Consider the following 14,848-nt stretch of genomic DNA (forward strand, 5'->3'; position numbering starts at 1 on the left):
CACGACTCGGTGGGATTGATAGCCGATCAGTGCGCGACTCTGGAGTCTCCCTTCGCCGGCACCGTGATGGATGCCACTTCCTCCAGCCGCGGATGCAGCTCGTCTCCGTCCTCCACGATGCCGGTGTGCCATGTCATCGTGAGCCCGTCTGCACCCTCCTGGAGCAGTGCGAGGTTGTTGTCGAACCAGGGGCCCTTCACTGTCTTCCAGCGGAAGGGCGGGTCGGGAACCTTTGCCGAGTGCGCCGCAGCGGCCCCGAGCGGCGTCGCTGCGCCGTAGGACATCACGACCGAGAACCAGCGCAGGAGTCTGGGCAGCGGGTTGCGCATGGGTGAGCAGACCGCCTGCACGATGCGGCCGCCGTTTTGGCGCTCGACCTCGGCCAGGTACGAGAAGTGCACATCACCCGACAGGAAGGTCACCGTCGACGGCGACGGGCCGCGCTCGCCGTCTGCCAGCTCCGTCGCGATCCTGGCAACCGCGTGGAAGCTGTTCTGGAACGCGCCCCAATGCTCCAGATCGAAGGCCCTCCGCAGTCGTTCTCCGACCCACGCGGCCGGTCGACCCCAGGCGCCTTCGGCGATTGCCTCATCCCACGCCTCGACATGGTGCAGGCCCAAGGGCAAGAGGAACGGGAGCGAGGTGGCGATCAGCACGTGGCGGAATCCGCCTCGCATGTGGTCGTCGAACCATGTGAGCTCTCGCCTGTTCAGCAGTGCCCGCGCAGACGGGTCGAGTTCTCTCGCGACGCGCGAATCCAGGACGATCAGGCGGGTTCCGTCGAAGTCTCGGGAGTAGCTCCAGCGGTAGCTGCCCGGGTCCTGGTCGCAGTGGTCGGCGAACTCGTCCAGGGCGGCGGTGACGTCGCGCGACACGTCGTCCCGCCCACTGATCTGCTGCCACATCTCGTCAGAGGCGCGTTCGCGAGGGGAGAGGTTGCCGAGGTGCTGGTACACCCAGTACGACGCCAAGCCCGCGACGATGCGCTCGTGCCACCAGGTGGTGGCCTGCATCTTCCGCTTCCAATCGAGCGAGGCGTTCCAGTCGTCGCGGATGTCGTGGTCATCGAAGATCATCGCGCTCGGCACGCATGAGAGCAGCCACCGATTCGCATCATCCGACCACGCCAGTCGGTAGAGGTGGGCGTATTCCTCGAAGTCCTTCAGCTCCTTGCCCGGCTCCTCGTGGATGTCGCGGCGACTGCGGATGAATTCCTGCATCTCCTTCGTGGTGGAATCGGCGTACACCTGGTCGCCCAGGAAGAGCAGCAGGTCCGGTCGGTCCTGCCGGCCGTCGGCCACCGCGAGCGCGAAGGCGCGCAACGAGTCGACGCCATGGGTCCGGTTGCCCGACCGGTCGTGAGGGACGCTGGTGCGGCACGATCCGTAGGCGATCCGCGACTTTTGCCCGCGCGCGCGTGTGGCGATCACGGATGCCGGGTACTCGGATCGGGGGTCCGGCCATACGGTGACCCCGTCGATCTCGACCTCGTACGGCGAGACGCTGCCGGGCTCGAGCTGGTCGACTTCGACGAGGGCGAAATGGTGGCCGTGCACGACGAAGCTGCGAGCCTGCCATGATCGGCCCCCGACGCGAACATTCACCAGACAATCGGTTCGCGTCTCCACCCAGATGCTGGCCGACGTCTCATCGACGTAACGAAGCATCGGCCCCAACAGCAGCGGGGATCCCATGAACCCGTTCTACCGCGACCAACGCCACAGCGGCCAGGGGTTGTTGCGGTCATCGCCCGATGTGGTGGCCGCCGGAGGATCGCGATGACCGGCCAGCCCGCGATCGCTCGGTGCTCGTCAGGCTCTCAGCCGACCAGGCCGGCCAGGGTATCGACGGCCTCCGCGGTGGAGGGCAGCTGCGCGATCGCTGCCGCGACCCGATGAGCGGAATCGGCGTATGTCCGATCTGTCAGCAGCCGCGGCACCTCTGCGGCGGCGATCTCCACCGAGGCCGGCCCCCGCCCGACAATGAGCCCGGCGCCCACCGCCGCGACATGCTCGCCGTTGACCACTTGATCGGACGTGAAGAGCGGAACGACCACCTGCGGGACGCCCGCGGCCAGGGCGCCCATGGTCGTTCCGAATCCGCCGTGCCCGAGCATCGCCGCGGCCTGTCGGAGCACGGCGTCCTGCGGCCGCCACTGCTCCACATGGGCGTTGGACGGCAGGGGGCCGAGCGCATCAGGGGCGACTTCGCGCCCGACGGTCATCAGCACGCGCGCCTCGACCTCGGCCAAGGCATCCAGCGCCTGCCGGAAGACACCGGCGAACGGCGGCAGTGAGCCGGTGACTGAACCGAAGGTGACGTAGACCAACGGAGCCGCCGGATCGCCCCAGTCGGGGAGGCGCGGACCGCTGGAGGCCGCGAGAGGCTCGCGGAACCGCAGAAGATCATCGCTTCCTGTCGGCGCCGGTCCACAAGCGTGGTCGAGCAGTTCGGGCACGAGGCTGAGGATGGGCTCGGTGGCCAGCGCAGAGGTGAGCCGGCCCTCGACCAGGCCGGCCAGGCGCCCGAGTTCGTCCAGTGGATCGCCGATGGCCTCAGCGAATCGAGTCAGGATCTCGTGCATGCCGATGCTGACGTGCACGTGGCGAACTCCGGCCCGCTCGGCAGCGGCGAGAGAGGCGAGCTCAGCGCTCTCGCGGAGCACGAGGTCGGGATGCCAGCGCTCGACCGTCTCCAGGAGCGAGGGCAGCGCGGCCTGCGCATCGAGCCTGCCGAACACCTCACGGATGACGACGTCGTCGGCCTCCTCGAACGCCAAGGTCGGCAACCTGCCCATGACGGCGCCTATCAGCTCGCGCGGGCCGTCGGCGAACGGTTCGTGTGTGAAGCCCGCCTTCGCCACCGTTCCTGCGTACGACGCAGGGGCAGCTACCCGGACCTCGTGTCGCGCTGCTGCCAAGGCTCGCGCGAACGGCAACAGCGGTCCGAAATGGCCGTCGTTGGCAGTCGTCGCACACAGCACGCGCACATGCGTAGGCTCCCACCGGACTTCGCTCCCGGCAAGACCGCCCCCGCCCGCGCACCGACCGCCGTCAGCGGATGGTCCACCCGCCGTCGACGACCAGCGTCTGGCCGGTGATGAGCGACGCTGCGGGAGAGCACAGGAACACCACAGCTCCGGCCACTTCGGTGGGCTTGCCGATCCGGTGCAGCGCTGCGATCCGGTCGATGACATCGGCGCGGAACGCAGGGTCGGACAGCGCCTCCGCCGTGCCGTCGGTCTCGATGAACGTGGGAGCGACGGCGTTGACGCGGATTCCCCGGTCGCCCCACTCGACGGCATGGCAGCGAGTCATGTGCAGCATCGCTGCCTTCGCGATGCAGTACGACGACTCGCCGGGCAGCGCCACGATCCCTGCTTGCGACGCGACATTCACGATCGCGCCACCGGGTGCCATCGAGCGCGCGACGTGCTGCGAGAGGAACAACGCCGAGCGGACGTTCAGCGACCACACCGCATCGAAGTCCGTCTCCGTGACGTCGAGCGCCGGCGCGTTGATCCCACCGCCGGCGTTGTTCACCAGGATGTCGAACGCGCCATCGCCGGATGCCGCGTCGATCGCGGCTCTGGCCTCATCCAGCTGCGTGACATCGAGGATGATCGAGGACGCGGAACCGCCCTCAGCCCGAATCGCACGGAGTGGCAGCTCCGCGCTCTCAGGATCGCGGACGCCGAGGACCACGTGGGCGCCGGCGGCTGCGAGCGCGTGCGCGATCGCGAGCCCGAGACCGCGGTTGCCTCCAGTGACCAGCGCCCGCCGGCCGGTCAGATCGAAGAACTCCATGTCACTCCTCTGTCGTCTCCGGAGGGCGCCGAGTCACGCCTGGACTCGGTTCGCAGAATGGTGGGCGGGGTCAGTGCGGAGGCTCGACCGGCGCATTCCGCTTCACGATCCTCATCACCGCGATCACTATTCCGGCGATGATCAGGCCCAATGCGAGACCGAACACGGCGGACAACGCCGTGTCGACCAGCCACACCATCACCGGTCCCAGCGACTCGACCGTGTGGGTGACGGCGTGAAGCAGGTCGTACGGGCCATGCCAGAACGTCTCGGCCAGGTTGGCGATCACCAGATGACCTCCGACCCAGAGCATCGCCACCGTGCCGACGACGCTGATGATGCGGAACACCGTCGGCATCGACCGCACGATCCGCTCCCCGGTGACACGGATCTGACGCACCGAGCTCTCGGCCATGCCCAACCCGATGTCGTCGATCTTCACCAGAAGCGCAACCGCACCGTACACGAGCAGCGTCATGCCGAGCGCGATGACGCACAGCGCCCCCAGAGTCAGCCAGATCCCGAAGTCCTTGTCGAGACTGGCCAGCGAGATCAGCATGATCTCGGTGCTCAGGATGAGGTCGGTGCGGACCGCCCCGAAGACGAGGCGACGCTCGTCCCGCGGCTCGTCCTGACCGGGGCCGTGGTGGGCGCCGAACCACTCCATCACCTTCTCGGCGCCCTCGAAGCACAAGTACGAACCGCCGAGAATCAGCAGCCACGGGAGCAACCATGGGGCGAAAGCGGTCAGCAGTAACGCGAGGGGGATGATGATGACGAACTTGTTCAGCAGGCTGCCGATCGCGATCTTCGCGATGACCGGCAACTCGCGTGCCGGGGTCAGTCCTTGCACGTACTGCGGGGTTACGGCCGCGTCATCGACGACCACGCCCGCCGTTTTCGCGCTGGCTTTCAGTGCGGCGGACAGTATGTCGTCAACGACCGCGAGCAACCCAACAGACATCTGCTCGTCCCTCTGTTCTGCATCTCAGCGCACGGGCCGTCGCTGATCCGCTACCTACGCTAGTCGGCTCTCACGCCGGACGTTCCAGCCGCCCGCGAGCGCCCGCGCTGATCGCCTCGACCACCCGTGGGCACCCGCTGCCCGTTGTCAAGCGCCATGGGAGAACCCTGCCGACGGACGTATCGTCCTCGCACACGAAGGACGGAGCATCCCATGAACCGCGACCGAAACGACCACGACGCCTCCGACACCACGGGGGAGGGGGTCATCCCGCGTCTCGCGCCCGAAGACACCAACCCCGCCAGCGACCTCAAGACCGACGTCATCAAGGACGTCGAACGCGAGCACACGATCACCGGCGACTTCGTCGGACCGCGCAGCGACGACATCGACGACGAGGACTCGGACCTCGGCGAGCCGTCCTGACCGGTCCGCCGGTCGGCACAGGGGGCGCCCGAGGAATCCGCCCGCAGCAGCGGAAATATTACCGGAATGAACCCGCATCTGCGGTGATACCGTGGCCGTGTGGCCAGCTACAAGATCTCCGAGGCGGCGCGGCTTCTCGGCGTGAGCGATGACACCGTACGCCGATGGGTCGATGCCGGCGTGCTGCCGACGACCGGCGCTTCGCCGGCCGAGATCCCCGGCGATGCGCTCGCCGCCCACGCCGTCGAGCTCGCCGCCGCGCCGGCCGACGCCGGCGACGTGCTCTCGAGCGCCCGCAACCGGTTCGTCGGACTGGTCACGCGCGTGCAGCTCGACGGCGTCATGGCGCAGGTCGACATCCAGTCCGGACCCCACCGCGTGGTGTCCCTCATGTCGTCCGAGGCGGTTCGCGAGCTCGGGCTCGAGCCGGGCTCGCTCGCCGTCGCGGTCATCAAGGCGACGACCGTCATCGTCGAGGCCCCGAAGGGCTGACGTGCGCCGTTCCATCCTCTTCCGCTCGTCCCTCGTCGTCGCGTCGCTGGCATTCCTGCTCGCCGGCTGTGCGACGAACCCCGACCAGAGTCCCGGCGCCCCCGGCCCGGCAGCCTCCGCTGAGCCGGAGCTCGTGGGCGACCTCACCGTCTACGCGGCGGCTTCGCTCGCGGTGGCGTTCGACGAACTGGCGACGAGGTTCGAGGCGCGGCATCCGTCCGTGCATGTCCTCCCCGTCACGTACGACGGCTCGTCGACGCTCGCCACGCAGATCCTCGAGGGCGCGCCCGCCGACGTGTTCGCGTCGGCCGACGAGAGGAACATGCAGAAGGTCGTCGACGGCGGCCTGGCGTCGAACCCGCAGATCTTCGCGACGAACACGCTCGTGCTCGTCGTGCCCGCCGGCAATCCCGGCGGGGTCACGGGGCTCGGCGACCTCGCCGACCCCGAGCGGACCGTCGTGCTGTGCGCCGCCGAAGTGCCGTGCGGCGCGGCCTCGGCGACCCTGCTGTCGAAGGCAGGCGTGACGCCGAGCGTCGACAGCTACGAGCAGAACGTGACGGCCGTGCTCACGAAGGTGGCGGCGGGCGAGGCTGATGCGGGGCTGGTCTATGTGACGGATGCCGCGACCACCGGCGACATCGAGACCGTCGAGACCGACGGTGCCGATGCGGTCGTCAACAGCTATCCGATCGCCGCGCTCGCGGACGCGGCGAACCCTGAGATCGCCGAGGCGTTCGTGGCTCTCGTGGTCGGGCAAGACGGTCGCGAGGTGCTCGAGGCTCACGGCTTCGGGTCGCCGTGACCGTCGCTGCCCCGGCCGTGCGATCCGGCCCCGGGCGCCGGCGCACCGCCGCGGAGCGGGCCGGGTTCGTGCCCCGGGTTCTCGCGGTGCCGGCGATCATCGGGCTCGCCCTCCTCGTGCTGCCTCTCGGCGCTCTCGTGCTGCGCGTCGAGTGGACCACGCTGTGGACCGACGTCACGTCGTCCCAAGCCCTCTCGGCACTCGGACTGTCGCTCGCGACCGGAGCCGTCGCCACGGCGGTGTGCGTCGCCCTCGGAGTGCCGCTGGCGCTGCTCATCGCGCGCAGCACCGTCCGCACGGCGGCGGTGCTCCGCGCCCTCGTGACCGTCCCGCTCGTGCTCCCGCCCATGGTCGGGGGCGTTGCGATGCTGTTCCTGTTCGGCCGCACCAGCTGGCTCGGTGGCATCCTCGCGGACTGGGGCATCCGCCTCCCGTTCACGACCACCGCCGTCGTGCTGGCGCAGACCTTCGTGGCGCTGCCCTTCCTGGTTCTCGCGCTGGAGGGTTCGCTGCGCTCGACGGGCGTCGGCTACGAGCAGGCGGCGGCCGGACTCGGCGCGAGTCGCTGGACGATCTTGACCCGCGTCACGCTGCCGCTCGCCGCGCCGGGCCTGGTCGCGGGGATCGTGCTGTGCTTCGCGCGTGCGATCGGGGAGTTCGGCGCCACCGCGCTTTTCGCCGGCAACGCGCCGGGGGTCACGCAGACGATGCCGCTCGCGATCTACACCGCCTTCAACGGCGCCGGCGTCTCGCAGGGCACCGCCGTCGCGCTGTCGCTGCTGCTGCTCGTCACTGCCGTCGGCGTGCTGCTGCTCGTGCGCGCCTGGCGCGTGGAGACGCCGCGATGATCTCGGCCGCAGAGAACGTGATGGCGGATGCCGCATCCGCCGCCGCTGCCGGGCTCGACTCGCGGATCGTCGTGCGGCGCGGCGGCTTCGCGCTCGACGTCGCGCTGCACGTGCCGGCGGGCGAGGTCGTGGCGCTCATGGGACCGAGCGGCGCGGGCAAGTCGACACTGCTCGGCGTGCTCGCCGGACTCATCGGATTCGACGAGGGGCACGTTCGGCTGGACGGCCGCGTGCTCGACGACAGTCCCGCCCGCCGCACGCCTCCGGCCTCGCGCGCGGTGGTGCTGCTCGGCCAGGATCCGCGTCTGTTCCCGCACCTCAGCGCGCTCGACAACGTCGCGTTCGGCTTGCGGGTGCACGGCGCGAGCAGGGCGGCAGCGGGGGATGGTGCGGCGGAGTGGCTGCGCCGGGTCGGTCTCGACGGGCTCGGCGGGCGTCGCCCCGCGCAGCTGTCGGGCGGCCAGCAGCAGCGCGTAGCACTGGCTCGCGCGCTTGCGACGACGCCCGCGGCGATCGTGCTCGACGAGCCGCTGACCTCGCTCGACACCGAGACGGCGGGCGACGTGCGCGCTCTCTTGCACCAGCAGCTCGCGGCCACCGGCACGACCGCGGTCGTCGCGACCCACGACGCCGTCGACGCCGTGGCGCTGGCGCACCGCCTCGTGGTGCTCGAAGACGGCCGCGTGACGCAGTCCGGTCCGGTGCGCGAGGTGCTGGCAGCACCGGCGACCCGGTTCGCGGCGGCGGTCGCGGGACTCAATCGCGTGGAGGGGACGACGGATGCCGCGACCTGGCGTGCCCGAGACCTCGTGCTGCCCTCCCCGGCCGGGGCGCGGCATCCGTCTCCTGCCGCGGTCTTCCGCCCCAGCGACGTGCGCGTCGTCGGCGAGCCGCGGCGCGAGCCGGGGGAGTGGACGGCGCGGATCGTGCGGCTCGAGCAGACGCCGGCGGGAGTGCGCCTGCGGACCGCCGACCCGGACGTCGCGGTCGACGTGGCGGCAGATCGCGCCGCGGGTCTGGCGCCGGGCGATGCGATCACGCTGCGGGTGGATCCGGCCGACGTGCGGTTCGTGGCGGGTTCCTGAGGCGGTGCTTCGGGTCCCGGCCGTTGAGCGAGCGAGGGACGAGCGAGACGAAACGCCCCGGCGGTCCGGGAAGGTTGGGGGCGTTTCGTCTGCGGTGGCTGGTGTTTCACCCCCGGCCGTTGAGCGAGCGAGGAACGAGCGAGACGAAACGCCCCGGCGGTCCGGGAAGGTTGGGGGCGTTTCGTCTGCGGGCGCTGGGGCGCCCTCCGCTCAACGGCCGGTGGCTGGGTTTACCGCCCCGGCGATCCCGCGGACTGGCGGCGTTCGTGTGCGGGCGCTGGGCGCCCTCCGCTCAACGGCTGGTGCCTCGATGGCGGCGGAGCCATAGACTCGCCCGGTGACCCGCATCCGCCCCTTCCGACCCGGTGACGAACCCGCTCTCGCCGACATCTGCCTCAAGACGGCGGATGCCGGTGCCGACGCGACCGGACTGCTCGACGACGACGACCTCTGGGCCGAGATCTTCGTGCTGCCGTACGCGGCGCGGCACCCGGAGTTCGCGTTCGTCGTCGAGGCGGACGACGGGCGCGTGGTCGGGTACGTCGTCGGGGCGCCCGACTCCGCCGCCTTCGAGGAGTGGTTCGCGGCCGAGTGGTGGCCGCGGTTCGCCGAGCGGTGGCCGAAGCCGCAAGGAGACCCGCTTCCGGTGAGCGTCTCGCGCCAGGACGGCATCCTGCGCTACGCGTACGCGCGCCGCGGCGGGTCGCAGCCCTTCGGCGACGAGTACCCGGCGCACCTGCACATCGACCTGCTGCCCGAAACCCAGGGGCAGGGGCTCGGCCGCACGCTGATCGCGACGCTCGAAGACGCCCTGCGCAAGGCCGGCGTCACGGGTCTGCACCTCGTCGCGTCGGAGGAGAACACCGGCGCCGTCGCCTTCTACCCCCGGGTCGGGTTCGAGCCGCTCCCGTCGCCCCAGGGCAGTCGGGTCTTCGCCACCCGCCTCTGAACCACGCCGGCCTCCGCCACGAAGCGCATCCATCGCCCCACGTCAAGCCGTAGGTGAGCGGTCGGGGCGCCCATAGTCTGCGGGCGTGGACGATGTCTCGGCGCCGACGGGCCGCGAGCCCGAATTGACCGCTCAGCGGCGCGATGACGGCTCGGCACCGCGGGCGCTCGTGCTCGGTGCGACCGGCTACATCGGCGGGCGCCTGGTGCCCCGGCTGCTCAACGCCGGCTACGAGGTGCGCGTGCTCGCGCGCGACCCCGCGCGGGCGGCGGCGTTCCCCTGGGGCGACCGCGTCGAGATCGCGCGAGGTGACGCCACCGACAGTGGGGCGGTCGCCGAGGCGGTGCGGGACGTCGATGTGCTGTACTACCTCGTCCACTCGATGTCGGGCGGTTCGAAGTTCGCCGACGCCGACCGCCGCGCGGCCCGCACGGTGGCGCAGGCGGCGGTTGCGGCATCCGTCCGCCGCATCGTCTATCTCGGCGGGCTGCACCCGGCGGGGGTGCCGCTGTCGCCGCACCTGCGTTCGCGGGTCGAGGTGGGTGAGACGTTCCTCGAGAGCGGTGTGCCGACGATCGTGCTGCAGGCGGGAGTCGTCATCGGCTCAGGCTCGGCGTCGTTCGAGATGGTGCGGCACCTCACCGAGGTGCTGCCGTACATGCCGGCGCCCAAGTGGGTGCGCAACCGCATCCAGCCGATCGCCGTACGCGACGTGCTGCACTACCTGCTCGGCGCGGCCCGCGTGGATGCCGAGGTCAACGAGGCCGTCGACATCGGCGGACCCGACGTGCTGCGCTACGGCCAGATGATGAACGGGTACGCCGTCGCGGCGGGCCTGCGGCAGCGGCCGATCGCCTCGCTGCCGGTGCTCACGCCGCGGCTCGCGTCGCACTGGGTGAACCTGGTGACGCCGATCCCGCGGTCGATCGCGCGGCCCCTCGTCGAGTCGCTGCAGAACGAGTGCGTCATGAAGGACCACGCGGTCGATGCGCTGATCGCACCGCCCCCGGGCGGGCTCACGCCCTACCGCGAGGCGGTGCGACTGGCGCTGGGACGCGTCGAGGACGACGCCGTCGAGACCAGCTGGCAGGACTCCGAAGTGCTGGGCGCCCCCAGCGACCCGCTGCCCAACGACCCCGACTGGGCAGGCCGAGTCGTCTACACCGACATGCGGACCGCCCACACGCCGGCTTCGCCCGAGGCGCTGTGGCGCGTCATCGTGGGCATCGGCGGGGAGAACGGCTGGTACTCGTCACCGGTGCTGTGGGCGATGCGCGGCTGGATGGACCGCCTAGTCGGCGGCATCGGCCTCGCTCGCGGGCGCCGCAGCCGCGACCGGCTCGCCGTCGGCGACGCGCTCGACTTCTGGCGCGTCGAGGCGCTGGAGCCGGGACGGATGCTGCGACTCCGGGCCGAGATGAAGGTGCCGGGGCTCGCGTGGCTCGAGCTGCGGGCGTCCGCCGAACCGGGCGGCGGCGGATCGCGCTACGACCAGCGCGCCGTGTTCTTCCCCCGTGGACTCGCCGGTCGCCTGTACTGGCTCGCCGTGCTGCCGTTCCACGGCTTCATCTTCGCCGGCATGGCGCGGCGGATCACCGCGACGGCCGAGTCGTCGGCGTCGGAGTAGGCGGTTCAGGCGAGCAGCGCGGCGCCCGTCACGAGGCGATCGAGCACCGACCCCTGCGGCACCGCGTCGTACTTGTAGCTGAGCTTCTGCACGATCGACGCGCCCGCCACGAACCGCATCGCATCGGCGTCCCACGGCTGCATCATGCCGAGCTGCAGCAGGTGGCTGGCGGCGCTCGAGAGCGTCGGCGCGGCATCCCACTGTCCGTGGAACTCGGGCACGAGCTCGAGCAGCACCTCGAAGATGCGGTGGTACAGGAAGTAGTCGGGAAGGCCGCCGCCGGACTCCCACCACGCCTCGAGCGCGAGCCGCTGCAGGCGGATGAGCGGTGTGGACGGAACGGCGGCGATGAACCAGTTGCCGATCTGGTGCCGGGTCCACCGCGGGTACAGGGCTCCCGCGGTGAGGAGCGGCGCGACGGCGTCGGGGAGAGGCGCCGGCGCCCAGCAGGTCGCATCGACCCAGATGCCGCCCAGGCGATCGAGCACGCTCACGCGCACGAAGTCGGAGAAGTGCGCGGGGTGGTCCTTCTCGAGGGCGTCGGCCGCGGCATCCGGAATCTCCACCAGCTCGCGCGCCGATGCGCCGTCGAGCACCGTGAGCGGCGTCGGGCCGTCGGCGTGCAGGCGGGTGAGCTCGGCGATGCACGCCTGCACGAGCGGCGGTGCGGTCTCGAGCGGGGTGTTCCAGAACGTGTAGAGCCGCAGGGCGGCCGGATCGACCCGTGCGCCGTCACGGTCGGCGATCAGCCGGCCGTCCTTGCGCGAGCCCGCCTCGGCGGGAAGCCCGGCCGCGACCCGCAGTCCGGGCAGCCGCGGCCGCAGGAAGTCGGCGAACGTGCGCGATGCGGCGATCGCGGCCACCGGGTCGACCGTGTCGCGGAACCGGTCGGCCCGCCGCAGCTGCGCCTCGAGCCCTTCGAAAGGGTTCGGGATGCCGGTGCTCACGGTCCGAGCCTAAGTGCTCGTCGTTACGACCCGGGCTTCCGGGGGCGGGGCGGGTGACCGGGGGCGGGGAGGGCCGGATGACCGGGGCCGCGGCGGATCAGGCGACCCGGGGGCGGGGAAGGCCGGATGACCCAGGGCCGCGGGCTTCGGGTCAGGCGACGAGGCGTCCGTCGTCGATTCGCACGACGCGGTCGACGAGTCCGTCGGAGACGGCGACGTGCGAGATGACGACCACGGCCTGGTCGTCGCGGACCGCGCGCAGCAGGTCGGTGAGGAGCAGAGCGGATGCCTCGGGGTCGACGCCCGCGGTCGGCTCGTCGAGCACGAGCACCGGGAACCCGCGGAGCAGCGCCCGCGCGAGCGCGAGACGCTGGGCCTGCCCGCCCGACACGAGGGCGCCGCGCTCGCCGACGCGGGCGTCGAGCCCGCCCCGCTCCCGCAGCCAGTCGCCGAGACCCACGCGGTCGAGCGCCGCCTCGAGCTCGGCATCCGTCGCCGTATCGCGGGCGAAGATCAGGTTCTGACGGATGTCTTCGTCGAAGAGCATCGGATGCTGCTCGCACAGTCCGACCGTGAGCCGCACGTCGTCGGGGGAGAGGTCGTGCACCGAGCGGCTGCCCAGGTCGTAGCCGCCGTCGACCTCGAGGAATCGCACCAGCGCGTGGGCGAGCGTGCTCTTGCCGGCGCCGCTCGAGCCCATGACGAGGACGCGCTCGCCGGGCCGGATCGTGAGGTCGACGTCGCGGAGGGCGGGATCGTCGGCACCGGGCCACTGCACGGTGGCTCCCCGCAGGAGCAGCCCGTCGCCGAGCGCCGGCGCCTCGCCGGTCGACGAGGCGGACTCGGGCGCGAGCTGCGCCGGCGGCTCCGTGGGCACGGCGTCGGCGATGCGGGCGGCCGATGCGCGCACCTGGCGCCAGGCCGACGCCGCCATCGGCACCGCGGCGAACACCTCGAACACGGCCATCGGGACCAGCACGACCACGGCGAGGCCCGGCGCATCGAGCGATCCCGACGCGAGGCCGGGCGCCGCGACGAGCACGGCGGCGATCGACGCGGCGCCGGCGAGCAGCGACACGAGCGCGGTCGTCGCGGCCTGGGCTCCGGACCGGCGGACGACGGCTCGGCGCAGTTCGGCATCGGCCTGCGCGATGCGCTCGCGGCTGCGCTCCTCGGCGCCGAAGGCCTCGAGCACCTCGAGGGCGGTGAGGTGATCGAGCACGGCGTCGGCGAGGCGTGCGCGCAGCGGCGCGATGCTGCGCTCGGCGCGGGCGCCCGACACCCAGCCCCACAGGGTCGCGATCGCCGCCGCGAGCACGAGGCACGCGAGCAGTGCGAGGGCGGCCGGCCACCACACGAACGCCACGAGCACGACGGCGCCGAGCGCGACCAGCGCCGACGAGACCAGCGGCTGCACGACTCGCAGCGGCAGGTTCTGCAGCTCGTCGACGTCGTCGACGAGCGCGCCGAGCACCGAGCCGCGGCGGGTGCCGGCCAGGCCGTCGGGGGCGAGCGGCACGAGCCGGCGCACGAGCGATGCGCGCGTCGATGCGAGCTGTCGCAGCGCGGCGTCGTGACCGGTGAGTCGCTCGAGGTACCGGAAGACGGCTCGCGAGATCGCGAAGAACCGCACCCCGACGACCGCGAACGACAGGTACAGCACCGGCGGCTGTTCGCTCGCCCGCACGATGAGCCACGCGCTCACCGCGAGGAGGGCGACGGCCGAGGCTTCCGAGGCGAACCCCGCCGCGAGGGCCCACCAGAAGCGTCGCGCCGGCGGCAACGCACCGCGCAGCACCGCGGCGGTCGTCGATTGCTGCCCGCCTGTCACGTTCTGCCGCGGGGGGCGGCTGTGTGCGACAGGTGAGCGGGGGTGTTCGGGCTTGCGGGCGGTGGTCATGCGAGCACCTCGCTCCGGGCGAGCCGCACGACGGCGTCGGCGACGTCGCGCGCCGAGGTGCGGTGCGAGATCAGCAGCACCGTCGCACCGTCGTCGGCGAGATGACGGATGCCGCGCCACAGCCGTGCCTCGGTCTCGGGGTCGAGTGCCGAGCTGGGCTCGTCGAGCGCGATGACGGGTGCCGCGCCGCGCAGGTGGCGGTAGAAGGCGCGCGCGACGGCGACCCGCTGCGCCTGACCACCCGACAGGCCCGCGCCCTGGACGCCGAGCTCTAGCGCCGGGTCGAGCGCACCGGCGCGCGCGAGGTCGAGAGCCTGCCTCACGACGCTCTGCGCAGGCACGGCGTCGCCGAGCGCGACGTTGTCGGCGATGGATCCCGTGAGGAGTCCCGGTCGCTGGCCCGCCCACGCGAGCCACGCCGAAGGCGCGAGTCCCCGGAGGTCGGTGCCACCCCACGTCGCGACGCCCTCGAACGCGGCGGCGCCGCGGAGAGCCGCGAAGAGGCTGGACTTGCCCACGCCGCTCGGCCCCTCGATGAGGGTGACGGTGCCGGCCGCCGCGGTCAGGTCGACCGGAGGCAGGAGCCGCTCGCCGCGCTGAACGCGGACGCCCTCGAGGCGGAGGACAGGCGCGGCAGGCCCCGGTCGTTGGGCGGAGGGCGCTCCGGCGGCCGGGCCCGGTCGTTGAGCGGAGGGCGCTCCAGCGCCCGAAGACGAAACGCCCGCGGCCTGCGCCGGGTGCGGCGGCGTTTCGTCTCGCTCGTTCCTCGCTCGCTCAACGGCCGGGCTCGCGGTCGCGGCGTGCGCCGGGTGCGGGGGCGTTTCGTCTCGCTCGTTCCTCGCTCGCTCAACGGCCGGGCTTGCGGTCGCGGTGTGCGCCGGGTGCGGGGGCGTTTCGTCTCGCTCGTTCCTCGCTCGCTCAACGGCCGGGCTTGCGGTCGCGGTGTGCGCCGGGTGCGGGGGCGTTTCGTCTCGCTCGTTCCTCGCTCGCTCAACGGCC

14 protein-coding genes are annotated in these 14,848 nt (G+C 71.9%); 7 read left to right on the forward strand and 7 right to left on the reverse strand.

The features are described 5' to 3' along the window. Positions 1–26 precede the first annotated feature (26 nt). From IM770_RS06795 to IM770_RS06810, 4 genes are all read right to left on the reverse strand, one after another. Complete coding sequence (locus tag IM770_RS06795; protein WP_203580362.1) at positions 27–1,694, reverse strand: alkaline phosphatase D family protein; 1,668 nt, start codon at positions 1,692–1,694, stop codon at positions 27–29. Between the two features lie 125 nt (positions 1,695–1,819). Further along, entirely contained in the window at positions 1,820–2,989 is a 1,170-nt protein-coding gene (locus IM770_RS06800) for a glycosyltransferase (protein ID WP_372430657.1), read from the reverse strand. Positions 2,990–3,053: 64 nt separating this feature from the next. Then, the gene (locus tag IM770_RS06805; RefSeq protein ID WP_203580364.1) at positions 3,054–3,806 is read right to left on the reverse strand and encodes an SDR family NAD(P)-dependent oxidoreductase; all 753 of its coding nucleotides are present in this window, start codon (positions 3,804–3,806) and stop codon (positions 3,054–3,056) included. 70 nt (positions 3,807–3,876) lie between these two features. Further along, positions 3,877–4,770: a DUF808 domain-containing protein gene (locus IM770_RS06810; protein WP_203580365.1), complete on the reverse strand. Its 894-nt coding sequence runs from the start codon at positions 4,768–4,770 to the stop codon at positions 3,877–3,879. A gap of 213 nt (positions 4,771–4,983) precedes the next feature. On the opposite strand from IM770_RS06810, the gene IM770_RS06815 reads away from it, so the two are divergent. The 7 genes from IM770_RS06815 to IM770_RS06845 all read left to right on the forward strand — a co-directional run bounded on the left by IM770_RS06815 (position 4,984) and on the right by IM770_RS06845 (position 11,002). After that, positions 4,984–5,196, forward strand: a complete 213-nt coding sequence (locus tag IM770_RS06815) for a hypothetical protein (protein ID WP_203580366.1) — start codon at positions 4,984–4,986, stop codon at positions 5,194–5,196. 99 nt (positions 5,197–5,295) lie between these two features. Next, complete coding sequence (locus IM770_RS06820; RefSeq protein ID WP_203580367.1) at positions 5,296–5,688, forward strand: TOBE domain-containing protein; 393 nt, start codon at positions 5,296–5,298, stop codon at positions 5,686–5,688. 1 nt (position 5,689) lies between these two features. Then, positions 5,690–6,493 carry a molybdate ABC transporter substrate-binding protein gene (gene modA, locus IM770_RS06825; protein WP_203580368.1) on the forward strand — a complete coding sequence of 268 codons (804 nt, stop codon included), beginning with the start codon at positions 5,690–5,692 and terminating at the stop codon, positions 6,491–6,493. Beyond that, the gene (locus IM770_RS06830; RefSeq protein WP_372430658.1) at positions 6,490–7,341 is read left to right on the forward strand and encodes an ABC transporter permease; all 852 of its coding nucleotides are present in this window, start codon (positions 6,490–6,492) and stop codon (positions 7,339–7,341) included. The genes modA and IM770_RS06830 overlap by 4 nt, the downstream gene beginning before the upstream one ends. After that, positions 7,338–8,426: a sulfate/molybdate ABC transporter ATP-binding protein gene (locus IM770_RS06835; protein WP_239065807.1), complete on the forward strand. Its 1,089-nt coding sequence runs from the start codon at positions 7,338–7,340 to the stop codon at positions 8,424–8,426. The genes IM770_RS06830 and IM770_RS06835 overlap by 4 nt, the downstream gene beginning before the upstream one ends. Positions 8,427–8,763: 337 nt before the next feature. Further along, entirely contained in the window at positions 8,764–9,375 is a 612-nt protein-coding gene (locus IM770_RS06840; protein WP_203580369.1) for a GNAT family N-acetyltransferase, read from the forward strand. 85 nt (positions 9,376–9,460) lie between these two features. Beyond that, a complete protein-coding gene (locus IM770_RS06845) occupies positions 9,461–11,002 on the forward strand; it encodes an SDR family oxidoreductase (RefSeq protein WP_203580370.1) in 1,542 nt (513 codons plus the stop codon). A gap of 5 nt (positions 11,003–11,007) precedes the next feature. Here the strand turns inward: IM770_RS06845 and IM770_RS06850 are convergent, their stop codons facing one another. The 3 genes from IM770_RS06850 to IM770_RS17890 form a co-directional block, all read right to left on the reverse strand. Then, entirely contained in the window at positions 11,008–11,949 is a 942-nt protein-coding gene (locus IM770_RS06850) for a capsular polysaccharide synthesis protein (protein ID WP_203580371.1), read from the reverse strand. Positions 11,950–12,100: 151 nt separating this feature from the next. Beyond that, the gene (gene cydC, locus IM770_RS06855) at positions 12,101–13,849 is read right to left on the reverse strand and encodes a thiol reductant ABC exporter subunit CydC (protein WP_203580372.1); all 1,749 of its coding nucleotides are present in this window, start codon (positions 13,847–13,849) and stop codon (positions 12,101–12,103) included. Then, positions 13,846–14,430 (reverse strand): ATP-binding cassette domain-containing protein, encoded by a 585-nt coding sequence (locus IM770_RS17890; RefSeq protein ID WP_307785393.1) that lies wholly within the window; start codon positions 14,428–14,430, stop codon positions 13,846–13,848. The genes cydC and IM770_RS17890 overlap by 4 nt, the downstream gene beginning before the upstream one ends. Between the last annotated feature and the right edge of the window lie 418 nt (positions 14,431–14,848).

The sequence above is a fragment of the Microbacterium hibisci genome (assembly GCF_015278255.1).
Lineage (GTDB): Bacteria > Actinomycetota > Actinomycetes > Actinomycetales > Microbacteriaceae > Microbacterium > Microbacterium hibisci.